Origin of the sequence: Bradyrhizobium sp. DOA9 (assembly GCF_000617845.2) — a bacterium.
Taxonomy (GTDB): Bacteria; Pseudomonadota; Alphaproteobacteria; order Rhizobiales; family Xanthobacteraceae; genus Bradyrhizobium.
On the sequence record NZ_DF820425.1, the window covers coordinates 4,750,691 to 4,771,308 of the forward strand.

24 protein-coding genes are annotated in these 20,618 nt (G+C 63.9%); 10 read left to right on the top strand and 14 right to left on the bottom strand.

Translation table 11 applies throughout. The features are described 5' to 3' along the window. The first annotated feature begins 20 nt into the window (after nt 1–20). From BDOA9_RS22300 to BDOA9_RS22310, 3 genes are read left to right on the top strand one after another with little or no spacing between them, the layout of a single operon-like run. Nucleotides 21–1,625 carry a carboxyl transferase domain-containing protein gene (locus BDOA9_RS22300; protein WP_025036184.1) on the top strand — a complete coding sequence of 535 codons (1,605 nt, stop codon included), beginning with the start codon at nt 21–23 and terminating at the stop codon, nt 1,623–1,625. 4 nt (nt 1,626–1,629) lie between these two features. Then, nucleotides 1,630–3,633, top strand: coding sequence for an acetyl/propionyl/methylcrotonyl-CoA carboxylase subunit alpha (locus BDOA9_RS22305; RefSeq protein ID WP_025036185.1), 2,004 nt, complete (start codon nt 1,630–1,632; stop codon nt 3,631–3,633). A gap of 1 nt (nt 3,634) precedes the next feature. Further along, nucleotides 3,635–4,546: a hydroxymethylglutaryl-CoA lyase gene (locus tag BDOA9_RS22310; protein WP_025036186.1), complete on the top strand. Its 912-nt coding sequence runs from the start codon at nt 3,635–3,637 to the stop codon at nt 4,544–4,546. 112 nt (nt 4,547–4,658) lie between these two features. Here BDOA9_RS22310 and BDOA9_RS22315 read toward each other — a convergent pair whose 3' ends face one another. The 4 genes from BDOA9_RS22315 to BDOA9_RS22330 all read right to left on the bottom strand — a co-directional run bounded on the left by BDOA9_RS22315 (nt 4,659) and on the right by BDOA9_RS22330 (nt 8,543). Beyond that, the gene (locus BDOA9_RS22315; RefSeq protein ID WP_025036187.1) at nt 4,659–5,585 is read right to left on the bottom strand and encodes a dihydrodipicolinate synthase family protein; all 927 of its coding nucleotides are present in this window, start codon (nt 5,583–5,585) and stop codon (nt 4,659–4,661) included. A 76-nt stretch (nt 5,586–5,661) separates the two neighbouring features. Further along, the gene (locus tag BDOA9_RS22320; RefSeq protein ID WP_025036188.1) at nt 5,662–6,645 is read right to left on the bottom strand and encodes a TRAP transporter substrate-binding protein; all 984 of its coding nucleotides are present in this window, start codon (nt 6,643–6,645) and stop codon (nt 5,662–5,664) included. Between the two features lie 24 nt (nt 6,646–6,669). Further along, nucleotides 6,670–7,935, bottom strand: a complete 1,266-nt coding sequence (locus tag BDOA9_RS22325; protein ID WP_025036189.1) for a TRAP transporter large permease — start codon at nt 7,933–7,935, stop codon at nt 6,670–6,672. Beyond that, a complete protein-coding gene (locus tag BDOA9_RS22330) occupies nt 7,935–8,543 on the bottom strand; it encodes a TRAP transporter small permease (RefSeq protein ID WP_042336658.1) in 609 nt (202 codons plus the stop codon). The genes BDOA9_RS22325 and BDOA9_RS22330 overlap by 1 nt, the downstream gene beginning before the upstream one ends. A gap of 231 nt (nt 8,544–8,774) precedes the next feature. Between BDOA9_RS22330 and BDOA9_RS22335 the strand changes: the two genes are divergently transcribed. Next, nucleotides 8,775–9,458: a GntR family transcriptional regulator gene (locus tag BDOA9_RS22335; protein ID WP_025036191.1), complete on the top strand. Its 684-nt coding sequence runs from the start codon at nt 8,775–8,777 to the stop codon at nt 9,456–9,458. Between the two features lie 112 nt (nt 9,459–9,570). Here the strand turns inward: BDOA9_RS22335 and BDOA9_RS22340 are convergent, their stop codons facing one another. Genes BDOA9_RS22340 through BDOA9_RS22350 form a run of 3 tightly spaced genes read right to left on the bottom strand, consistent with a single transcriptional unit; the run spans nt 9,571 to nt 12,499 of the window. Next, nucleotides 9,571–10,929, bottom strand: a complete 1,359-nt coding sequence (locus BDOA9_RS22340) for a TRAP transporter large permease (RefSeq protein WP_025036192.1) — start codon at nt 10,927–10,929, stop codon at nt 9,571–9,573. Further along, complete coding sequence (locus tag BDOA9_RS22345; RefSeq protein WP_025036193.1) at nt 10,926–11,480, bottom strand: TRAP transporter small permease; 555 nt, start codon at nt 11,478–11,480, stop codon at nt 10,926–10,928. Before BDOA9_RS22345 ends, BDOA9_RS22340 begins: the two co-directional genes overlap by 4 nt. Further along, a complete protein-coding gene (locus BDOA9_RS22350; protein ID WP_025036194.1) occupies nt 11,477–12,499 on the bottom strand; it encodes a TRAP transporter substrate-binding protein in 1,023 nt (340 codons plus the stop codon). Before BDOA9_RS22350 ends, BDOA9_RS22345 begins: the two co-directional genes overlap by 4 nt. A gap of 317 nt (nt 12,500–12,816) precedes the next feature. On the opposite strand from BDOA9_RS22350, the gene BDOA9_RS22355 reads away from it, so the two are divergent. Then, nucleotides 12,817–13,059: a pentapeptide MXKDX repeat protein gene (locus tag BDOA9_RS22355; protein WP_042336354.1), complete on the top strand. Its 243-nt coding sequence runs from the start codon at nt 12,817–12,819 to the stop codon at nt 13,057–13,059. A gap of 123 nt (nt 13,060–13,182) precedes the next feature. On the opposite strand, the gene BDOA9_RS22360 is transcribed toward BDOA9_RS22355, so the two are convergent. Further along, nucleotides 13,183–13,530 (bottom strand): DUF6481 family protein, encoded by a 348-nt coding sequence (locus tag BDOA9_RS22360; protein ID WP_042336356.1) that lies wholly within the window; start codon nt 13,528–13,530, stop codon nt 13,183–13,185. Nucleotides 13,531–13,797: 267 nt separating this feature from the next. Here BDOA9_RS22360 and BDOA9_RS22365 point away from each other — a divergent pair, with 267 nt between their 5' ends. The 3 genes from BDOA9_RS22365 (at nt 13,798) to BDOA9_RS22375 (ending at nt 15,209) form a co-directional block, all read left to right on the top strand. Continuing rightward, on the top strand, nt 13,798–14,025 hold the full coding sequence (locus BDOA9_RS22365; RefSeq protein WP_025036196.1) for a hypothetical protein: 228 nt from the start codon (nt 13,798–13,800) through the stop codon (nt 14,023–14,025). A gap of 75 nt (nt 14,026–14,100) precedes the next feature. Beyond that, nucleotides 14,101–14,313, top strand: coding sequence for a hypothetical protein (locus BDOA9_RS22370; protein ID WP_042336357.1), 213 nt, complete (start codon nt 14,101–14,103; stop codon nt 14,311–14,313). A 173-nt stretch (nt 14,314–14,486) separates the two neighbouring features. Beyond that, entirely contained in the window at nt 14,487–15,209 is a 723-nt protein-coding gene (locus BDOA9_RS22375; RefSeq protein WP_025036198.1) for a hypothetical protein, read from the top strand. Between the two features lie 290 nt (nt 15,210–15,499). Here the strand turns inward: BDOA9_RS22375 and BDOA9_RS38975 are convergent, their stop codons facing one another. After that, nucleotides 15,500–15,661 (bottom strand): hypothetical protein, encoded by a 162-nt coding sequence (locus tag BDOA9_RS38975; RefSeq protein WP_025036199.1) that lies wholly within the window; start codon nt 15,659–15,661, stop codon nt 15,500–15,502. Nucleotides 15,662–15,841: 180 nt separating this feature from the next. On the opposite strand from BDOA9_RS38975, the gene BDOA9_RS22385 reads away from it, so the two are divergent. Next, entirely contained in the window at nt 15,842–16,039 is a 198-nt protein-coding gene (locus tag BDOA9_RS22385; RefSeq protein WP_025036200.1) for a hypothetical protein, read from the top strand. A 270-nt stretch (nt 16,040–16,309) separates the two neighbouring features. Here BDOA9_RS22385 and BDOA9_RS22390 read toward each other — a convergent pair whose 3' ends face one another. Beyond that, nucleotides 16,310–16,537 carry a DUF2171 domain-containing protein gene (locus BDOA9_RS22390; RefSeq protein WP_025036201.1) on the bottom strand — a complete coding sequence of 76 codons (228 nt, stop codon included), beginning with the start codon at nt 16,535–16,537 and terminating at the stop codon, nt 16,310–16,312. A gap of 113 nt (nt 16,538–16,650) precedes the next feature. On the opposite strand from BDOA9_RS22390, the gene BDOA9_RS22395 reads away from it, so the two are divergent. After that, nucleotides 16,651–17,934, top strand: coding sequence for a hypothetical protein (locus tag BDOA9_RS22395; protein WP_025036202.1), 1,284 nt, complete (start codon nt 16,651–16,653; stop codon nt 17,932–17,934). A 21-nt stretch (nt 17,935–17,955) separates the two neighbouring features. Here BDOA9_RS22395 and BDOA9_RS22400 read toward each other — a convergent pair whose 3' ends face one another. The 4 genes from BDOA9_RS22400 to BDOA9_RS22415 all read right to left on the bottom strand — a co-directional run bounded on the left by BDOA9_RS22400 (nt 17,956) and on the right by BDOA9_RS22415 (nt 20,595). Then, complete coding sequence (locus BDOA9_RS22400) at nt 17,956–18,168, bottom strand: hypothetical protein (RefSeq protein ID WP_244521512.1); 213 nt, start codon at nt 18,166–18,168, stop codon at nt 17,956–17,958. A gap of 250 nt (nt 18,169–18,418) precedes the next feature. After that, nucleotides 18,419–18,913, bottom strand: coding sequence for a DUF2441 domain-containing protein (locus BDOA9_RS40135; RefSeq protein ID WP_152033409.1), 495 nt, complete (start codon nt 18,911–18,913; stop codon nt 18,419–18,421). 45 nt (nt 18,914–18,958) lie between these two features. After that, on the bottom strand, nt 18,959–19,276 hold the full coding sequence (locus BDOA9_RS38095) for a hypothetical protein (RefSeq protein WP_152033410.1): 318 nt from the start codon (nt 19,274–19,276) through the stop codon (nt 18,959–18,961). Nucleotides 19,277–19,863: 587 nt separating this feature from the next. After that, the gene (locus tag BDOA9_RS22415; RefSeq protein ID WP_025036206.1) at nt 19,864–20,595 is read right to left on the bottom strand and encodes a hypothetical protein; all 732 of its coding nucleotides are present in this window, start codon (nt 20,593–20,595) and stop codon (nt 19,864–19,866) included. Nucleotides 20,596–20,618: the final 23 nt, after the last annotated feature.

Below are 20,618 nucleotides of genomic sequence, written 5' to 3' on the forward strand. Positions count from 1 at the left end.
TTCACCTCATTGGAATCATCATGCCGCTTCATTCCAGCATCGATCCGTCTTCATCAGATTTTGCGCGCAATTCCGAGGCCATGCGCGGCCTCGTCGCCGACTTGCGCGAAAAGCTTGCCCAGGTCGCTGGCGGTGGCGGCGAGGCCTCGCGCAAGCGCCACACCGCGCGCGGCAAGATGCTGGCGCGCGAGCGCGTCGACCTGCTGGTCGATCCCGGCACCTCGTTCCTGGAGCTATCGCCGCTCGCGGCCTACGGTCTCTATGGCGGCGACGTGCATTCGGCCAGCGTCATCACGGGGGTGGGCCGCATCGCGGGCCGCGAATGCGTTGTTGTCGCCAACGATGCCACCATCAAGGGCGGCACCTACTACCCGATGACGGTGAAGAAGCATCTGCGGGCGCAAGACATTGCGCGGCAGAACAATCTGCCCTGCGTCTACATGGTCGATTCCGGCGGCGCCTTCCTGCCGCTGCAGGACGAGATCTTTCCGGACGAGCGGCACTTCGGCCGCATCTTCTTCAATCAGGCGCAGATGTCGTCGCAGGGCATTCCGCAGATCGCGATCGTGATGGGCTCCTGTACCGCCGGCGGCGCCTATGTGCCGGCGATGTCAGACGAGAGCATCATCGTGCGCAACCAGGGCACCATCTTCCTCGGCGGCCCGCCGCTGGTGAAGGCCGCGACCGGCGAGGTCGTGAGCGCGGAAGAACTCGGCGGCGCGGATGTGCATTCGCGGCAATCCGGCGTGACCGATCACTACGCCCAGAACGATGCGCATGCGATCGGCATCGCCCGGCGTATCGTCGGCACGCTCAAGCCTTCCGCACGGCCGAACCTGAACATGCATGCGCCGCGCGATCCGCTGTTTCCGGCGGAGGAAATCTACGGGGTGGTGCCGGTCGACGGCCGCAAACCGTTCGACGTGCGCGACATCATCGCGCGCGTCGTCGATGGCTCGGAGTTCGACGAGTTCAAGAAACTCTATGGCACGACGCTGGTGTGCGGCTTCGCCCATATCTGGGGCTATCCTGTCGGCATCATCGCCAACAACGGCATCCTGTTCAGTGAGAGCTCGCTGAAGGGCGCGCATTTCATCGAGCTGTGCTGCCAGCGCGGCATCCCGCTTGTTTTCTTACAGAACATCACCGGCTTCATGGTCGGCAAGAAATACGAGGCGGGCGGCATCGCGCGCGATGGCGCCAAGCTGGTGACGGCGGTCGCGACGGCTTCTGTGCCGAAATTCACGGTGGTGATCGGCGGCTCCTACGGCGCCGGCAATTACGGTATGTGCGGTCGCGCCTATTCGCCGCGCTTCCTGTGGATGTGGCCCAACGCGCGCATCTCGGTGATGGGCGGCGAGCAGGCCTCAATGGTGCTGAGCCAGGTCCGCCGCGACAATATCGAGGCCAAGGGCGACAGCTGGTCGAAGGAAGAGGAAGACAAATTCCGCGAGCCCATTCGCGCGCAATATGAGAGCCAGGGACATCCGTATTATGCGACCGCGCGTCTCTGGGACGACGGCGTGATCGACCCCGCCGACACGCGCCTCGTGCTTGGGCTCGGGCTCTCGGCGGCGTCGAATGCGCCGATCGAGCCGACGAAATTCGGCCTGTTCAGGATGTGATGCGATGGACCGCTCAAAGCTCTACCGCCGTTTTCGCACCCTCCTGATCGCCAACCGCGGCGAGATCGCCTGCCGCGTCATTCGCACCGCGCGGGCCATGGGCCTGCGCACGGTCGCGGTCTATTCCGAGGCCGATCGCGACGCCATGCATGTCGCGTTGGCGGACGAAGCCGTGCTGCTCGGGCCGGCACGGGCCCGCGACAGCTATCTCAATGTCGAGCGCTTGATCGAGGCTGCGCGCAAGACCGGCGCCGAGGCCGTGCATCCCGGCTACGGCTTCCTGTCCGAAAATGCCGAGTTTGCGCGGGCCTGCTTCGACGCTGGGCTGGTGTTCGTCGGCCCGACCGCCGGGATGATGAATGCGATGGGCTCGAAGTCCGGCTCGAAAGAGCTGATGGAGAAAGCCGGCGTGCCGCTGGTGCCAGGCTATCACGGTGAAGCCCAGGACGAGGCGACGCTTGCCAAGGCGGCCGACAAGATCGGCTTCCCAATCCTGGTGAAGGCCTCCGCCGGCGGTGGCGGCCGCGGCATGCGCATCGTGCGCTCCGCGGCCGAGCTGGGGCCTGCGATCGTCAGCGCCAAGCGCGAAGCCCTGGCCGCCTTCGGCGACGATCGCATGCTGATCGAAAAATACGTCGACAATCCCCGGCATATCGAGGTGCAGGTGATTGGCGACAGCCACGGCAATCTGCTCTCGCTATTCGAGCGCGAATGCACCTTGCAGCGCCGGCACCAGAAGGTGATCGAGGAGGCGCCGTCGCCGACGCTCAATGCCGCGCAACGCGAGACGGTCTGTGCCGCCGCGCGCAAGGCGGCAGGCGCGGTCAACTATGTCGGCGCCGGCACCATCGAGTTCGTCTCCGACGGCAAGGACGTGTTCTTCATCGAGATGAACACGCGCCTGCAGGTCGAGCATCCCGTGACCGAGCTGATCACAGGCATCGACCTCGTCGAATGGCAGCTGCGCGTCGCCTTCGGCGAGGCGCTGCCCTTGAGGCAGGACGAGATCAAGCTCAACGGCCACGCGATCGAAGCGCGCGTCTATGCCGAGAACCCGACCAAGAACTTCATGCCTTCGGTCGGCAGGATCTCGACCTGGCACATGCCGGCTGAAACCGGCGGCTTGCGCATCGACGCCGGCTATCGTGAGGGCGATAGCGTCTCGCCTTACTACGATGCGATGCTTGCAAAGACGATTGCGTGGGCGCCGACGCGGGACGTTGCAATCGACCGCCTGAACCGCGGGCTGGAAGAGTCCGACGTTCGCGGCATCGTCACCAACATCCCGTTCCTGTCGGCGCTGATCACGCATCCGAAGGTGCGGGCGAATGCGATCGACACCGGCTTCATCGAGCGCGAGCTGGCGGTGCTGACCGCGTCGGCGCCGGCGCCCGGAGAGCTGGAGCTCTGCGCCGCAGTCGCCGCAATCGTCAACGAGGAGCGGCAGACGGTGCAGGCGGAAGCAAATTCGCCCTGGCGGACCTTCGGCTGGCAGCCGGTCGGCCGCCGCCAGCGCAGCTTTGCGTTCCGCGTCGGCCATGGTCCGGAGCAGAAGATCATTCTGAACTACGGCAGCGGGCCGTCGACGCTGGCGATCGGCGAGCGCGAGCTGGCGTTCGCGATCGCGGCAAAGGACGGCGGCTTCGACCTGACCCTCGACGGCGTCAAATCGTCGGTGGCCGCGGTGATCGATGGCCATGAGCTGTACTTGCGCACCCGCAACGGCCGCTTCGACCTGCACTGGGTCGATCCGTTCGGCGGCGAGAGCGAGGAGCATGTCGGCGAGGACAAGATCGCTGCGCCCTTGCCGGGAACCGTCGTCGCCGTGCTGGCCGAGGAGGGTGCCAAGCTCGACAAGGGCGCGCCGATCCTCACGCTCGAGGTGATGAAGATGGAGCAGACGCTGCGCGCGCCCTATGCCGGCGTGCTGAAATCCATCAAGTGCAAGGTCGGCGACATCGTGCAGGAGGGTGTCGAGCTCGCCGTGGTCGAGCCGGCGGGAGAGTGACATGAGCGAGGAGGTCCGCATCATCGAAATGGGGCCGCGCGACGGCCTCCAGAACGAGAAGATTCCGGTCAGCGTCGAGGCCCGCATCGCGTTCGTCGAGGCGCTGGTCGCGGCCGGCCTCGATACGGTCGAGGTCGGCGCCTTCGTTTCGCCCAAGGCGATCCCGCAGATGGCGAGCTCGGACGCCGTGCTGCGCGGCATCGCGCATGTGAAGGGTGCCGAATTCCACGTGCTGGTGCCGAACGAGAAGGGCTATGACGCCGCGCGCGCCGCCGGTGCCAAAGTGGTCTCGGTGTTCGCAGCGGCCTCCGAAGGCTTCTCGCGGGCCAACATCAATTGCACGGTTGCGGAATCCATCGAGCGCTTCAAGCCGGTGCTGACACGCGCCAAGGCTGATGGCGTCAAGGTGCGCGGCTATATTTCCTGCGTGCTCGGCTGTCCGTTCGATGGCGAGATCAAGCCGAAGGCGGTGGCCGATCTTGCGAGCACGCTGTGGGATCTCGGCTGCTACGAGATCTCGCTCGGTGACACCATCGGTGTCGGCACACCCGATAAGGCGAAGGAGATGCTGCGCGCGGTATCCGCCAACATCCCGCCCGCAAAGCTCGCGATGCACTTCCACGACACCTACGGCCAGGCGCTCGCCAACCTCTACGCCGGCCTGGAGGAAGGCGTCCGGGTCATCGATGCGGCCGCCGGCGGCCTCGGCGGCTGTCCCTACGCGCCGGGCGCGACCGGCAATGTCGCCACCGAAGACGTCGTCTACATGCTGGAAGGCATGGGGATCAGGACGGGGGTCGATATGGAGAAGCTGCTGGCGGCGACCAACGCGATGAGCGTCGTGCTCGGCAAGCCGCCGGTGAGCCGCGTAGCATCCGCGTTGAATGCGAAGAAGAAGCGGGCAGATTCGTAGGGCTCAAATCTGGTAGGGTGGGCAAAGGCGCGAAGCGCCCTGCCCACCATCTTTCGCAATTGTCCGCAGAACGTGGGCACGCTACGCTTTGCCCACCCTACGAAACCTGCCGTTAGGCCGCCTTCAGCCCGACATCCGGCAGGCGCGGCCGGCTCTTCAGCGCTTTCGCCATCATGGCCTCGACCTCGGCCTTCTCTTGCGGCAGCAAAGCGAGGCGCGGCGGGCGGGTCAGGGCGGTGCCGCGGCCCATGATGTGCTCGCACAGCTTGATGCACTGGACGAGGTCCGGCCGCGCATCGAGATGGAGGAGCGGCATGAACCATTCGTAGAGCGGCATCGCCTCGGCAAAGCGCCCGGCTTTGGCGAGGCGAAACAGGGTCTCGCCCTCGCGCGGGAACGCGTTCGACATGCCCGAGACCCAGCCGACCGCGCCCATGGCGACGCTCTCGACGATGACGTCGTCGAGGCCTGCGAACAGCACGAAGCGGTCGCCGACCATGTTGCGGGTGTCGATGAAGCGCCGGGTGTCGCCGGACGAATCCTTGAAGCAGACCACGGTCTCGACGTCCGCGAGGGAGGCCAGGATATCGGGCGTGACGTCGTTCTTGTAGATCGGCGGGTTGTTGTAGAGCATCACCGGCAGGTCGGTCGCGCTGGCAACCGCGCGGAAATGCGCGGCGGTCTCGTGCGGCTTGGAGGAATAGACCAGCGCCGGCATGACCATGACGCCGTCGATGCCGATTCGTGCGGCTTCCTTGGCGGTCTCCACCGCGAACGCGGTGGTGAATTCGGCGATGCCGCACAGCACGGGCACGCGGCCCTTCGCGACCGACTTCGCGGTCTCCATGATCGCGACCTTCTCCTTGCGCTCGAGCGAGGTGTTCTCGCCGACCGAGCCACAGACGATCAGGCCGGAGACGCCGTCGCGGATCAAGCCGTCCATGACCTTGGCGGTCGCATCGATGTTCAGCGACAGGTCGTCGTTGAATTGTGTGGTGACGGCCGGGAAGACGCCTTCCCAGGAGATGCGTGGGCTCATTGCTTGGCTCCGATTGAAATTGTGCCGGCGGATCGTTCGATCCGCCGGGCATTGGCGTGAAGGGAATGGGTGGGCTTCAGAGCGTCGCGCCGACCTTGCGCAGCTCGGCGAGGACGGGGGCCTTGGGCAGCCAGATCTTGTCGAACTCGGCGATGACGGCCTCGGTGTCCTTGGCGTCGACCTGGCGGATCGGGATCGGCGCGTTCTTGAAGTTCTCGATCAGTTTGGGCTCGTTGCCGGCGAGCTCGTCGATCTGCGCGTCCAGCGTCGACTTGATCGTCTTGGTGATCAGCTCGCGATCGGCGGCGGGCAGCGATTGCCAGACCCGGCCGGAGACGACGGCGGCCATCGGCATGAAGACGGCGTTCATCTGCAGGATCACCTTCGAGACCTTGTCGAAGCGCTGATTCCAGGAGAATTCGAGATCGGCCTCGAGGCCGTCGACCTGGCCGTTGGCCATGGCGTCGAACACCTGCGGCGTCGGGATCGGCGTCGGCGCCGCGCCGAGCGAGGAATAGAAATCGCGATAGACCGGCGTCGGGTTGATGCGCAGCTTCATGCCCTTGATGTCGGCGAGCGAATTCAGGTCCTTGGAGGAGAACACCGCGCGCATGCCGGTGATGCCCCAGCCGAGGCCGATCGTGCCGGTCTCCTGCGGCAGCACCTCGAACAGCTTCACCGCCGCCGGATGGCGCACGAATTTCGCCACCGCCGGCGTCGAGCGCACGATGTAGGGCGCGTTGATCGCGGCGATGTGCGGCACGCGCGAGCCGAGCTCGGCGGCCTGGATGAAGCCCATGTCGAGCGCGCCGGACTGCAATTGCTGCATCATCGCGGTCTCGTTGCCGAGCTGGCCGGAGTGAAACACGGTCAATGTCAGGCGGCCGTTGGTGGCGGCCTTGAGCTCGTCGCCGAACTTGAGCGCGGCCTTGTTCCAGGAATGGCCGTTCGGCGTGATCAGGCCGAGGCGGAATTCCTTGGCCTGGGCGAGCGCCAGCGATGGCGCAAACACCGAGGCGGCGGCACTGGCGGCGAGAAAGCGGCGGCGTGACAGCGGCATGGTCGGGGTTCCTTTCGGATGGGTTTATTTGACGAGGATCAGCGAGAGCGACGGGTACAGCGAGAGCAGCACCAGGAGGATGCAGGAGATGACGAACAAGGGCAGCGTCACCATGAACATCCTGCCGGGCTTGGCGCCGGTGACGGCGGCCGCGACGAAGAAGCAAAGCCCGACCGGCGGCGACAGCAGGCCGAGCACGAGATTGATCACCACGACGACGCCGAACTGGCGGGGGTCGATGTGATAGACCTCGGTCGCGACCGGCAGCAGGATCGGCACCGTCATGATCAGGCCGGGAATGCCGTCGATCACCGTGCCGATCACCAGCAGGATCGCGTTGCAGATCAGCATGAAGCTGACGGGATCCTTGGCGACGGTCTGGATCCAGGCGGCGGTTTCCTGCGGCACCTTGCCGAAGATCAGCACCCAGGAGAACACCGCGGCGGCCGCGACCAGGAACAGCACGATCGCCGAATAGATCGCGCTGCGCAGCATCATCTGCGGCAGCTGCGAGAACTCGAACTCCTTGGTCCAGTATTTTCCGACGAGCGCTGCCGCGACCGCACCGACCGCGGCAGACTCGGTCGCGTTGGCGAGTCCGCCGAGGATGGTGCCGACGATGACGATCGGGATCAGCAGCGTCGGCGACGTCCGCAGGATCGTCATGACGCGCTGGCGCGGCGTCTGATAGTCGGCGCGCGGATAGTTGTAGACGTAGCCCATCAGCGCAATGACGAGGCAGAACATCACGGTGAGAATGACGCCCGGCACGATGCCGGCGATCAGCATGTCGCTGACCGAGACCTGCGCCAGCACGCTGTAGACCACGAACATCACGGAAGGAGGGATGATCGGGCCGAGCATGCCGCCATAGGCGGTGAGGCCCGCCGCGAAGGTCTTGTCGTAGCCCTTCTTCTCCATCTCGGGGACCATGATCTGGGCCATGATCGCGACCTGCGCTGTTGCCGAGCCCAGGATGGACGAGATGAACATGTTGGCGAGAATGTTGACGTAGGCGAGCCCGCCCTTCAGCGAGCCGACGAACGCCATCGCCATGTCGACGATGCGCCGCGTGATGCCGCCGCCATTCATGATCTCGCCGATCAGGATGAACAGGGGAATGGCGATCAGGCCGTAGCTGTCGACGCCGCCGAACAGCTGGAGCGGATAGGACTGGAACAGCACCGGGTTGCCGGATGCTGCGATATAGACGAGTCCGGCGAGGCACAGGCAGAGGCCGATCGGCACACCGACCAGCATGAAGGCCATGAAGGCTGCTGACGTAATCATCAATTGACCCCGTCGAGCTCGGAGAGCTGGAAACCCTTCGGCGCCGTGCGCGGGACCAGCTCGAGATCTTCAAGGAGATTGGCGAGGCCGTGAATGGTCATCGACACCGCGAAGATCGGCAGCGTCAGATAAAGCACCCAGGTCGGCCAGTTCAGCGTCTGGGTGCGCTCGGTGTAGAGGAAGTTGAACGTTTCGGCCGCGAGCTTGCGCCCGTCGAAGCCGGCGCGGGCGAGGCCGACCGGGTCCATCCACAGCACGCAGGTGACGATCAGCGCGACGCCGAACACGACGACGAGGCCGGTCGAGATCACTTTTGCAAACTTCTGGTGCTGAGCGGAAAGCCGCTCCGTCAGCATGGTGACCGCAAAATCGAGCCGCAGCCGCGTCATCGCGGACGCGCCGATGAAGGTCAGCCAGACCACGCAATAGACCGCCGATTCATCGATCCAGTAGATGGGAAAGTGCGAGTAACGGGTGACGACGTTCACCAGGATCAGGCCGGTGAGCAGGTACATCAGGCCCATCAGCGCCAGCCGCTCGCAGGCGAGCAGGGCGCTCGACGTCCGGACGATCATGCGTCGGAGGCTGAGTGCGCGCGTGGCCGGCATGGTCTGCTCGATCATGAAAGAGGCCCCGACCCCCGAAAGATTTGTCGTGCGATTGCCAAATGTATAATTTATACATTTTGGGAGTCAAACGGAGTTTGCGGTCATTTCGGCGGCAGGGCGCGCTTTTGCTGGGCAGTTCGCTTGTGGCGCCCCGGCTTTTGCCGGGCAGCCCGACATGCAAGACAGGGACCGCGTCGGCCGCACGAGTCGGGAAGGACAACGGACGATCAGATGAAACAGCCTCTGAAGCATCGCACCCTGTCGGCTGCGATCGTCGACCAGCTCCGCCAGGCGATCCTCGACGGTACCTATCCGGCCGGATCGCAGCTGCGCCAGGACGCGCTCGGCGGGGCCTATGGCGTCAGCCGCATTCCCGTGCGCGAGGCGCTATTCCAGCTCGAGGCGGAAGGCCTGGTGCGGATCGTTCCGCAGAAGGGCGCCATCGTTTCGGAGCTGTCACTGGACGAGATCAACGACGTGTTCGACCTGCGCCGCATCCTGGAACCGCGCCTGCTGGCACAGTCGGCGCCGCATTTCTCCGCAGACGATTTCGACGGGCTTGACGACATCCACAAGAGCTTCGAGAAAGCGATCAAGGCGCGCAACGTCAGCGAATGGGGCCAGCTCAACGCCGACTTCCACATGGCGCTCTACGTCCACGCCCCGCAGCCGCGCACGCGCGCGATCGTGCTGTCGCTGCTGCAGACCAGCGACCGCTACACGCGGCTACAGCTTTCCAACACCAAGGCGATGGGCATTGCCGAGAAGGAGCACGCCCAGCTCATCGCGCTCTGCCGCGCGCAGAAGGTGGACGAGGCCTGCCGCTTCCTGGAGCGGCACATCGAGGCCGTGCGCAAGGACCTGTTGCAGGTGGTGGCGAACGCGCCGAAGGGGCGAAGGAAGAGCGAGCCGTAGTCGCTGCGTCCGTAGGATGGGTAGAGCGAAGCGAAATCCATCAATTCCGTCCGCGCGGGGAGACGATGGGTTTCGCTGCGCTTTGCCCACCCTACAGCAGTTGCGATCGTCGCTACCGGCTCCCGTCCGGGCCCATCACCAGATCCGGCAGCCAGGTCGAAATCCCCGGCACGAGGCACAGCAGCAGCACCGCGAGCATCATCAGGAGCACGAAGGGCAGAGTGCCCCAGATCACCTCACGCAGGGGAATATCGGGCGCGACGTTGCGGATGACGAAGATGTTGAGGCCGACCGGAGGGTGGATCAGCCCCATCTCCATGACGATGGTCATGACCACGCCGAACCAGATGATGTCGAAATTGGCGGCGCGGAGCGGCGGCAGGATGATCGGCGCGGTCATGAGAATGATGGAGACCGGCGGCAGGAAGAAGCCGAGCACCACGACCATGACGAGGATCGCGAACAGCAGCTCCCAGCGCGGCAGGTGCATCGCGACGATGGATTCGGCGACCGATTGCGAGATGTGCAGATAGCTCATCACGTAGGAATAGAGCAGGGACATGCCGATGATCATCATCAGCATCGTCGATTCCCGGATCGTCGACTTCATGATCGGTGCGAGGTCGCCCGGCCGCCACACGCTGTAGATCGCGGCGATCAGCGCCAGCGCGAGCAGGCCGCCGAGGCCGGCGGTCTCCGACGGCGTGGCGTAGCCGCCATAGAGCGCGATCATGACGCCCGTGAGCAGCAGCACGAACGGAATGACCCGCGGCAGCACGCTGAAGCGTTCCGCGAGCGTGTACTCGTCACGCTGCAGGATCGCGGCCTCCGGGCCGCCCTTCTTGTACGCCGCTTCGGCCGCGGCATATTCCTGGCGGAAGCGGATCACGGCATAGGCGCCGAACAGCGTCACCAGCAGCAGGCCCGGTCCGATGCCGGCGAGGAACAGCCGTCCCAGCGACTTTTCGGCGGCGACCGCGAACAGGATCATGGTGATCGAGGGCGGCAGCAGGATGCCGAGCGTGCCGCCGGCGGCGATGATGCCGGCGGCAAAGCCGCCGGAATAGCCGCGCTTGCGCATCTCGGGGATGCCGGCCGAGCCAATCGCCGAGCAGGTCGCGGGCGAAGATCCCGCCATTGCAGCGAACAGCGCGCAGGCGAAGACGTTGGCGACGCCGAGGCCGCCGGGGACCCGGTGCAGCCAGGCGTGCAGCGCCGAATAAAGGTCCTGGCCGGCGCGCGACTTGCCGATCGCAGCACCCTTCAGGATGAAGAGCGGGATCGACAACAGCGTGATCGAGGCCATTTCCTCATAGACGTTCTGCGTCACCGTATCGAGCGAGGCGGTGGGCATGTAGATCGCCATGAACACGACCGCGACCGCGCCGAGCGCGAACGCGATGGGCATCCCTGAGAACATCACCAGCAGCGTCGCAACGCCGTAGGCGACGCCGATACCGAAAACGCTCATGGCCGCTTGGCTCCGGTGAAGGGCAGCGCAAGCTGCACGAGGATCTGGATGCAGAGCAGGCTCATCCCGAGCGCCATCAGCGTGTAGGGAATGGCAAGCGGCGGCGACCACATCGAGTTCGAGACCTGGCCGTCGACATAGGCTTCGTGCGCCAGCGTCCAGGACTTCCAGGTGAAGAAGGCGCAGAACAGGAACGTGGCGGCATCGACCAGCCAGAGCCGGACCCTGTTCGCGAGCGGCGAGAGCAGGCCGACGAAGGCCTCGATGCCGATGTGCCCGCGATGCTGCTGCACGTAGGCGGCCGTCATGAAGGTCGCGCCAACCAGCAGGAACACGGCGGCTTCGTCCTGCCAGTAGTTCGCGGCCTTGTACAGGGCACGGCTGAGCACGCTGTAGCTCAGGATCGCACAGGCCGCGACCAGTGCGACCGCGGCGAACACGACGATGATGCTGTTGAGGATGGCGAGACCGCGATCGATCGCCGCCGCAAAGCCGGTGCTTGCGGCAGCGTTCACCTGGTCATCACGATCCGGAAGCGGACCGTGGCTCATGCCGCGACGTCAGTGGCGAGCTTGAGGAGGTTGGCAGCGGTGGCGGTCTTGCCGGCATAGTCCTTCCAGGCCGTGTCGCGGGCGATGTCGCGCCACTTGCCAACTGTCGCAGCGTCGAGCGCCGAGACCTTGGCGCCGGCCTTCTCATAGACCTTGGCGACCTCGACGTCGTCGTCCTGCGCGCCCTTGCGGCCGAAGGCCTCGAGCTCGGTGCCGACCGCGAGCAGGATGTCCTGATGGTTCTTCGGCAGCTTGTCGAATATCGCCTTCGACATCATCAGCGGCTCGAGCATGAACCAGTACGAGGAGCCGGCCCCTGACGTCAGCGATTTCGCGACCTCTTCGAGGCGGAACGAGATCAGGCTGGTCGAGGAGGTGATGCCGGCATCGCAGGCGCCGGTCTGCATCGCGGCGTAGATTTCGTTCGACGGCACCGACAGCACCGAGGCGCCGGCGGTCTGCAGCACCATGTCCATCTCGCGCGAGCCGCCGCGCACCTTCAGGCCCTTGGCGTCTTCGGGCGCAACGATCGGCTTGGAGCGGCTGGCGACGCCGCCGGCCTGCCAGACCCAGGTGAGGAGGATGATGCCCTTGTCGGCAAGGAAATCGGTCAGCGCCTTGCCGACGGGCTCCTTCTTCCAGCGCAGGCCCTGGTCGTAGGTGGTGACCAGACCCGGCATCAGGCCGATATTGGTTTCCGGCACTTCGCCGCCGGCATAGGGCATCGGATAGAGGCTGATGTCGAGTGCGCCCTTGCGCATCGCGGAGAACTGCGCGTTGGTCTTGATCAGCGAGGAGTTCGGATAGATTTCGGCGGCGATCTCGCCGTTGCTGCGCTTGGCGATCTCGGCGGCGAACATGCGGCAGAGCCGGTCGCGGAAATCGCCCTTGTCGATGGTGCCGCCCGGGAACTGGTGCGAGATCTTCAGCGTGGTAGCGGCCTGCGCCGTGCCGGTGCCGAAGCGGAGGATGGCGGGCGCGGCGACGGCGGTCGCGAGCAGATGGCGGCGCGTGAGCATGGTGTGATCCCCTTGGGCGTTTCTCGGAGCGTTTTTTGGCGGAGTTGATTTGGGCTGGGTTCTTCGCGACCGCGTGGGCCAATCCAGGCCGGTCTCCATCCGATGATCTCTCATCTGATAGTTCGAGACCGAGTGTCGCGGCAAGTGCCGGTTGTGCTGCGCTGCAGCACTCCGGTCCGCGCGGGCTCGTCGATCAAGGATGACAGCTGGTCTCAGAAATATATCGAGGGTCGGCGTAACAACGCCGTACGGCCATCCGTCGAGACAGGATAGCGGCATCCGTCGCTGACAACTCCATTTCGAAGGGAAGACTGCTCATGACCATTCGCACCCGCATCGTGCTCGGCGTTTCGGCTGCCGCTCTGTCGCTTGGCCTCGCGCTGTCGCCGGCCGTCTTTGCTCAGGACAAGATGGGCAAGGACGATGGCATGATGAAGAAGGACACGATGTCCAAGGACGCCATGAAGAAGGATGCCATGTCCAAGGACGACGGCATGAAGAAGGACCACATGTCGAAGGACGGAATGAAGAAAGACGACGGGATGATGAAGAAGAACTGATCCGTCGTCGTCGCGCAGCGCCGGCACTCGGCGGCCACACGGTCTCGAATTCCGGGCGCGGTCCGACGGACCGCCCCGGAATGATGCTTCAGTTCAATTTCAATTGAACGCGATTTGCGAACGTTACTTGCGCTTGGCCTTGCGGGCCGCGTAACGGGCGTCGCGCTTGGCCTTTTGCTCGGCTTCGAGCGCAGCGCGCTGTGCTTCGGCTTCCTCGGCCTCGCGCGCAATCCGCGCGGCCTCGGCGGCCTTGGCTTCTTCCTCGAGGCGCTTCTGCTCGGCCTTTTCAGCTTCGCGCGCGGCCTTGGCTTCGGCGCGCTTGGCTGCGAGGGCCTCGCGTTCGGCACGCTTCGCCGCCACCGCTGGATCGTCGGGACCCGGCTGCGACTTGAACTTGTTCAAAAGATTTTTGCGGGCGTCCTGTGCCGCCTTTTGCCGGTCTGCAAAGCCGGGTTCCCTGAATCCACTCATCTACGAGCCTTGTCTTCCTCGCTTTCGATCCTACATCACTGCCAGTTGGTACGTCGGCTGGGCATAGCAGGCGCCACGCGACGTAGAAGCGTGTACATCGGCGCGCGTCGCGAAGCCACCCATAATCGCAGCCGATCAGGTCAACGAAAAATCGCCCCCCTCCGACGATCTCTCGTAGCCCGAAAAAACTGCTGAATTGTGATGTCCCTCATAAAGGGGCTCACGGGCGACGCCTAGCGTCCGCCCCGGACGAGACGGAGCACGGGCATGACCATCTCAATACTGAGCCTCAAGGCGCTCGCGCTCACCCTGGCGGTGGCAGCGCTGGTCGGTGCCACGCTCCTGTTCGCACGTCCGCACCCCGTCGACAACGCCGTCCTGGGTGCTGATTGGGAGTGCACCCAGACTGCGTTCGTGCTCACGACCTGCGCGCCTCGACCGATCCCGGCGGTCGAGACCTCGCGCAAGGATGCAATCCCGCCGACCCGCGGCTGAACCTGGCCGGCCGACCGGATGTGACGCCACGCCGCAGAGGTGATAAAGGCGTCTGACCCGAGCGATCAGGTAGTCATGTCCAAGCCCGAGCCGGGCCTGAAGCCCAAACCCTCTCCAAAGACCCCGGCCGGCGACAATCGCCGGGGCGCGGTCGCTGGCCTCATCATCGCGCTTCTGATCCTCGGCATCGGCTGGTGGCTTGCCCGCGACCTGACCTCGGCCAGCAAGATGCAGGATTGCCTGATGTCCGGGCGGACCAATTGCAACGTGATCGAGCCGGTCCGCTAGAGGCGCTCCAGCCTGGCCGGCCGAGCCGAAAAATTGCCGTGATCTTAATCATTTGTAACGGGACTTAGCCCATCAAGCAGGTCAGTTATGTCAGCGGGCATCAGCCCGGCGTGGGACGAATCGTCTATGCGCTGGAAAACCGCGGCCATCGAGAGAGCAGGGGGCGAGCACGCATGAGTGCTTCCAAGCATATCAAAATCTTCATTCCCTTGGTTTCGGCCATGTCGTTGCTCGCGCTGTCGGCGCAGGCGCAGGAGGCCAGACCGCCGAGGGAAGCCGTCCAGCCGCCGGCCGGCCCAGCCGCAGGCGCGCCGCCCCAAAGCAATCAGAACGTGCGCAGGGATCGGCCGCCGCAGCAGGCGGCTCGGCCCGCGCCGCAGCCCGGACGTCATTACGCCCGCGGGCCTGTTCCGGAGCGCGACTGGGGCGGCCACGCCTATCGCGGCAACCGCGCCTGGGATGGTGGACGCTGGCGCCACGAGGTCCGCAACGGTCGCTCCGGCTGGTGGTGGGATGTCGGCGGGGTCTGGTATTATTATCCGCAGCGCATGGCGGGTCCGCCCGCCTACATTTCAGAGGAATATTACGACGACGTGCCGGTGGCCTATGCTCCGGCGCCACCTCCGGTCGCCTACGCGGCGCCACCTCCGCCTCCGCCGCCAGCCGATCCCGGCGCCAGCGCGCTTGGCGGCGCGATCGTCGGTGGCCTGCTGGGCGGCCTGATCTCGGGCAATGCAACAGGGGCCGCCGCTGGCGCGGTGGTCGGCGGCGCGACGGGCGCAATCGCCGGCGCGACCGCGGCATCGCAGCCCGGCTACTACTGGGCGCAGGGCACCTGCTACTACCGTTATCCGAACGGCCAATATGTGCAGGCCGATCCCCGTGCCTGCTATTGAGTTACCATTGAGTTTTTCGGGCCGGAATGGACCATGGAGGCGGGCTTGGGCCCGCCTCATCCTTTTGCACGCCGCGGTTGCTTGAATGAGCTCTCGCGCTCGCCGCCGCCTCACGCAAATCCAAAAGAAGAATGACGGGATGATTGGCGGAGATATGGGACTTGCTGGATGCCATCCAGACGACCTGGCGCTCTGGGCGACCATTGTTTGCGGCGGAATTAAACTCCGGCGGGTGTGCGGCCCAGCCTGATCTCTGGCGCGATCAGCGGGCGGACCAGTCACGTCGTGCGTCAGGACACGAGCCAGTCGAAGAACGCGATCGAGGCCCAGACCAGGCCGGCGATCCAGGCCACCATGACAACGCCGATGGTGCCGAGATAGGCAACGCCGCGCAGGCCCATCCGATGTCGTTGCGTCGGGACGATGACTTCGGTTGCCGCTTTGCGTGTCATGACCGGACATCACCTCTGAAGCCTTGGCAGTTATTTAGCGGAGATGTCTATTTAGCGGAGATGTCGCGGACGGGCTGTGACGTGGTTCACAGATCGGTCCGCGATGGCTGACGGGGACCCCGCAATCATACGGATGAAATTGCCACGCGCTTGTCCAGATGGCCGGCTAGAGTCGGCCTCATGTACACCGAGTACGATCCGCAACATGAGGCCGAGGCCGCAATGAAGCGCGCCGCGGAGGCCGAGGGTGCCGACAGGCAACGGCTGATCCAGCTGGCCCTGGCATGGCATGAGCTCGCCCGCGATCTGCGCGATGAGCACGCCCGGTCCCTCGGATCCAGCCGGGCACAGGTCTCCGCTCCGATAGCGCCGAGATGAGAAAAACCCCGTGCTCGGGGGACAAGCACGGGGTCCTTCAAAGCCGACCGGGGCTGGCGGGTCGGCACCACTCTATTCGGTCATCCAATGCGCTGATCGCGCATTCGTTCCCAATCAATCCGCAGCGCTGAATCCCATCGCCTCCTCCCCCGCAGGAAGCCAACGTTAACGAATGCTCCGTGATCGAAATTGCGGTCGCGATTCGTGCTTCGCGAACGAAGCGGAGTCGGACCGTGAACAAACAAAAAGCCCCCGCAGGGGCTCAGTGTTTCAGGCCGCTTCCGTCTTCGGAACGGCGTCGGCATTCACCGACAGCTTGACGACGTCGCCTTCGACGGCGCCGACATATTTCGTGTCGATGTAGTGGTGATGGTCCTTGTGACCTTCCGGGCTGTCCTTGCGCGTCAGCTTGATGCGGTTGCCCTCGAGGCGATCGACGGTACCGACATGTGCGCCGTCCTTGCCGATGATTTTCATGTGTTCTCTGATATCAGCCATGCTGTCCTCCTTGCATGGACTCAACGGCGAAGGCGCCCGTTCGTTGCAGCAGGCGCGTTGGACCCGTTGGGTTTTCCGGACGTTGACGCTGATTGGATCTGTCAAGAAGCGCAATGGAGACCGTTCGAGCCTATCTGGAACGCAAGCACCGGGAACTCCGGCTGTTGAACGGCAGCCTGAGAAACCGGCTCGATTTGGCGCCGCCGTGTTCCGTCGACGACGTCGTCAGATCCAAATTCCAGATCACCGCGGCGCTCAGGGCGGAGCACGAATTGCACGAGTGGAAGGCGACCGAGACCGCCTGGTCGCACACGGCCGATCCCGCCAGCGGGCCGTTCGAGTTCAGTTACGATTACCAGCGGGCCGATCTCACGGTACGCGGTCCATCGTTCTACGAGCTCGACGGCGGCTGCTCCAGCACGGCGATCTACACTGCCTCGGGGATGGCGGCGATCTCCGCGGTGCTGCTTGCCTCCGCGCAGGTTATCGCGAAGGCCGACATCCTGGTGCTGCCAGGCTCCTACGGCGAGACGCTGGAGCTGATCCGAAGCTTCATCCCGCATTTGCGGATCGAGGCCTTGCAGCTGCCGCTCGGCGATGCGTTGGCACGGGCGAGCCCGCCGCGGATCCTGCTGCTGGATTCCTGCTCCGTCGCCGGCGCCATCGAGGCGGTGCTGCGCCTTGACGGCTCTGGCCTCGATCTCCTGATTTTCGATACGACGTGCTTCGCCGGCAGGTCGGGTCGCATCAGGCGGGTTGTGAGGTGGGCCAGGCGACACGGAATTGCGCTGGTGCTGGTGCGAAGCCACAACAAGCTCGATTCGCTCGGGGCGGAATATGGCCGGCTCGGCTCGGCCGTCTTCGTGCGCGGGCATGAGCGTCCGGCGCGGGCAGGGGACGTCGAATGGACACGTCTCGCGTCTGAAACCCGCAACGCAGTGCGGCTGCTCGGCGGCGCGGCATTGCCGGCCCATTTCCCGCCGTTCGCGGGCAGCGCGCCGTACTGGGCGCTGACGCGGCGGCGCGTGGCGGCGATCTTGCGCAACGGCCGAAGCGCGGCGCGATACTTCGCCGCCGAGATCCCGGCGCTCTCCGCTCAGCTCCGGTTCGCCCACGGTCTCTACGTGACCCTTCGCGGACGGTGCGCGCTCGACGAGGCGGCCGCGCGGCAGGCGGCCGAGGACATGAGCTCTGAATTGCGCGGCGAGGGTTTTCCCATCCGCCACGCCGGCAGCTTCGGCTTCGACTTCGCCGCGACCGAATGGTTTCACGACGCGACGACAGATCAGTACAGCGTCCGGGTCGCGGTCCCGGATTTGCCGACCGAGATGTGGGACGGTCTCACCGCGGCGATTGCGCGGTGGTGGCACGGTCGTCAGCGGGCAGGCGGTGGATAGGCCGCAAGGGCAAGGCGTCGATCAGTCGACCGCCAGGCAATATTCGAGGCGCGGCTTGTCGTCGCCGCGCTTCCAGTCCTCAACGGCAAATGCAGGCTGACGTTGTCCCATCGCGCCAAATATCGAGGCCTGGACCACCTTCACGGGCTTCGTGACCACATTGGTGTTCACCACGCCGGCATCGACGGCCAGATACGATACCGAAACGATCGCGACCGCCGATGCGATCGCCATTCTCGTCAGCTCGGAGTGCTGCATTCCCAAACCTATCGGGCGCGTCTCGCCCGGCGCTTACATAGGCGCGGTCGCCGCCGATCAAAGGCCGGCATAGGGTTACCCACGCTTTCGTGAAGAACGGCGGCTTTGCAAATGGTGAATGGCGATCCCAGCAGGATTCAAACCTGCAACCCATGGAGCAGAAACCTTTCGGATTCTGGGTCAGATCCAAGGCTTAGCTCCTTGCTAGCGTTGTAGCGAGGCTGAGCTAAACTTGCCTCTCGATGCGAAGGCGGGAGGTTGTTAGCCGCTCACGAAGCTTAAGGGTCGTTTCTGGGTGGGGCATGATATCGCCCCGCCAATATCGTCGCGCCCATTCTTTGGTATGGTCGTAGGGGCCTGTCCCCTTCCAGTCAGCCTCGTGTGTCGCCGCGCCTGCATCGACGAGCGATACTTCGTACAGGATGGATAGTGGCGAGAACTCCGAGGCATAGTACTGAGCCTCGGCTAGCTCGTCTATTATGAAGGCGCATGCGAGACGGGAGGGAAGCGTGGGAAATTCCGACTTCCGCACCGCTTCTAAAATGGCTTCCCTATTCCACTCTTTGTGCTGCTCACCGATCAACTGCAGGATTCTGCCCCAATTTCCGGGTTTCACTATCGATCCTGCTTCGAGCAGCAAGGAACACGCGAAAAATGGCAAATTCAAACTCCGAGCAATCGTGCCTGAAGGTTCTCGGCGGCGCGCTGATCTGCTTCCCATCGGCCCGCCAGCGTGAACTGGCGGGCCCTCTTAGGAAGGTTACCGCTACTCGATATCGCCAGAAGCTGAGTATTCGAAAGTCGCTGAATTCACCAATCCTGCCGAAGGATCCTGGGTAGTTTCCAGCCTGCCAATGAGTTTTTCAGCCGTGGCTTCTACAACGGCCACTCTTGCCGAAACGGGATGCTCTCCGTCGCGATCGAGTTGTACGCGGGTAACGCTAACCGTCACGTCCGGCTTCCGCTGAAACCGAGCCGCGAATTTGACTTCAAAGTTCGCATCCCGCCGTTTGTCTTCCGCGTTGTCAACTTCGACGGTTCCACGTTCCGTTACGTGGCGTCTTTTGATCGTCTGCCTCGCCATGTCCTCATCTCCAAATAAACAGGTTTGTGAAAAGCGACAACGAACGTTGCCGGGCGAGCATAAGACTCTTTGCACGTTTAAAGTGCAAGCACATTATCGTCGTTGCGGCATAAGCCCCGATGATCAAGACCGCTTCCCGGAGTCCCGGGGGCTTGCTAACCGAAGTGGCGGCTGGTCGCTGACGAAATCCGGCCGAACGTCAGCGCCGCGCCGGCCGCACGATTTGCAAACGAACCGCGACTTGAGACCTGATAACCTAATATCGTCAGGCCGGTAGTCGGCGTCCAGCGCCTAGTTGTGGCCGCACCGGTAGTCGCGCAATAGACCAGGACGTTTGCACGCCCATCTCGCGCATCTCACGGAAGGTGATCTTTTGAGTTCGCATGGCCCCATCACAAGGCGACCAGGCTATTGACTTACGAGCTGAAAATCTGGCGATCCCGGCAGGAGAGGTATGATCAGCACTTTCAATATCTTGCGCTGGATAACCTCTCTTAAGGCAGCAATGTACGGCTTAACGTTCTCGCGCCAGTGGATAACCGACAATGCTTTGCGAGATCAGATCATCCAACCGAGTACGACGGTTCCTAGCCCCCGCCGTCAAAAGCCCTTCGCAGTAGCCGCGCAACCAGCTCTCTCGCTTCCTGTTCGCTCGATGCCGGCGATGGTCGTTCGTTCTTTCGCCTTGCGTGCCTTGACCAGTTCGCCGTCTGTTTCACTTTCTTGATAGCGTTGCGCGGCGCCCAGTCGAGCTTCAGAAACTTTGGCTCGCCACCCGACCGCTCCATCAGGCACTCAAGTGCCTTGTAAATATCAAACCAAAACGTCGGCGGATACTGCCCGGCGTCGGACCCTGATGTCCGCCCGAAGTAAATTAAGGCATCTTCCAACAGATCGTCATTATCAGCTATCGCCGCCCAATTTTGCACGTCACTTGCATGTGGCAACAATTCAGGTTCGGGCTTGCCATCCACTAGTTTTATAGCCATGGCCCCAACCTTCGAGCGACCGGGTGCCAGACCTTTCATGAAAATCGTTTGATTTATCTTTCCGTCCTGTGCAAATTCGACAACGCTTCCGCAGGAGAGGGGCTGCGATTGCTTTGCGATCAACATTGCACCGTTCAATCGATCGATGTGAGCCGAGAAACGATCGCGCACCTCGATCGCTGACATTGCGTCATCGAGCGAGTTAGATCGCAAGATGGTATCCTGCCCATGCACCTCCACCCAAGGGTCAAAAGGCGGCTTCAGCATATCGCGCCAGTCCTGCTGATCGAACTCGTGCCCACGCAGCACGGCTCCCCATTTGTTTGGCATCGATTGAACCTCACACTCGGAAT

Coding starts and splice junctions, on each gene's coding strand:
- BDOA9_RS22335 (WP_025036191.1), top strand. CDS start 8,775: ATGAAACAGCCTCTGAAGCATCGCACCCTGTCGGCTGCGATCGTCGAC.
- BDOA9_RS22365 (WP_025036196.1), top strand. CDS start 13,798: ATGACCATCTCAATACTGAGCCTCAAGGCGCTCGCGCTCACCCTGGCG.
- BDOA9_RS22300 (WP_025036184.1), top strand. CDS start 21: ATGCCGCTTCATTCCAGCATCGATCCGTCTTCATCAGATTTTGCGCGC.
- BDOA9_RS22305 (WP_025036185.1), top strand. CDS start 1,630: ATGGACCGCTCAAAGCTCTACCGCCGTTTTCGCACCCTCCTGATCGCC.
- BDOA9_RS22350 (WP_025036194.1), bottom strand. CDS start 12,499: ATGCTCACGCGCCGCCATCTGCTCGCGACCGCCGTCGCCGCGCCCGCC.
- BDOA9_RS22340 (WP_025036192.1), bottom strand. CDS start 10,929: ATGAGCGTTTTCGGTATCGGCGTCGCCTACGGCGTTGCGACGCTGCTG.
- BDOA9_RS22415 (WP_025036206.1), bottom strand. CDS start 20,595: ATGCCAAACAAATGGGGAGCCGTGCTGCGTGGGCACGAGTTCGATCAG.
- BDOA9_RS38975 (WP_025036199.1), bottom strand. CDS start 15,661: ATGACACGCAAAGCGGCAACCGAAGTCATCGTCCCGACGCAACGACAT.
- BDOA9_RS22370 (WP_042336357.1), top strand. CDS start 14,101: ATGTCCAAGCCCGAGCCGGGCCTGAAGCCCAAACCCTCTCCAAAGACC.
- BDOA9_RS22360 (WP_042336356.1), bottom strand. CDS start 13,530: ATGAGTGGATTCAGGGAACCCGGCTTTGCAGACCGGCAAAAGGCGGCA.
- BDOA9_RS22330 (WP_042336658.1), bottom strand. CDS start 8,543: ATGCCGGCCACGCGCGCACTCAGCCTCCGACGCATGATCGTCCGGACG.
- BDOA9_RS22395 (WP_025036202.1), top strand. CDS start 16,651: ATGGAGACCGTTCGAGCCTATCTGGAACGCAAGCACCGGGAACTCCGG.
- BDOA9_RS22315 (WP_025036187.1), bottom strand. CDS start 5,585: ATGAGCCCACGCATCTCCTGGGAAGGCGTCTTCCCGGCCGTCACCACA.
- BDOA9_RS22325 (WP_025036189.1), bottom strand. CDS start 7,935: ATGATTACGTCAGCAGCCTTCATGGCCTTCATGCTGGTCGGTGTGCCG.
- BDOA9_RS22320 (WP_025036188.1), bottom strand. CDS start 6,645: ATGCCGCTGTCACGCCGCCGCTTTCTCGCCGCCAGTGCCGCCGCCTCG.
- BDOA9_RS22355 (WP_042336354.1), top strand. CDS start 12,817: ATGACCATTCGCACCCGCATCGTGCTCGGCGTTTCGGCTGCCGCTCTG.
- BDOA9_RS22310 (WP_025036186.1), top strand. CDS start 3,635: ATGAGCGAGGAGGTCCGCATCATCGAAATGGGGCCGCGCGACGGCCTC.
- BDOA9_RS22385 (WP_025036200.1), top strand. CDS start 15,842: ATGTACACCGAGTACGATCCGCAACATGAGGCCGAGGCCGCAATGAAG.
- BDOA9_RS22400 (WP_244521512.1), bottom strand. CDS start 18,168: ATGGCGATCGCATCGGCGGTCGCGATCGTTTCGGTATCGTATCTGGCC.
- BDOA9_RS40135 (WP_152033409.1), bottom strand. CDS start 18,913: ATGGGAAGCAGATCAGCGCGCCGCCGAGAACCTTCAGGCACGATTGCT.
- BDOA9_RS22390 (WP_025036201.1), bottom strand. CDS start 16,537: ATGGCTGATATCAGAGAACACATGAAAATCATCGGCAAGGACGGCGCA.
- BDOA9_RS38095 (WP_152033410.1), bottom strand. CDS start 19,276: ATGGCGAGGCAGACGATCAAAAGACGCCACGTAACGGAACGTGGAACC.
- BDOA9_RS22345 (WP_025036193.1), bottom strand. CDS start 11,480: ATGAGCCACGGTCCGCTTCCGGATCGTGATGACCAGGTGAACGCTGCC.
- BDOA9_RS22375 (WP_025036198.1), top strand. CDS start 14,487: ATGAGTGCTTCCAAGCATATCAAAATCTTCATTCCCTTGGTTTCGGCC.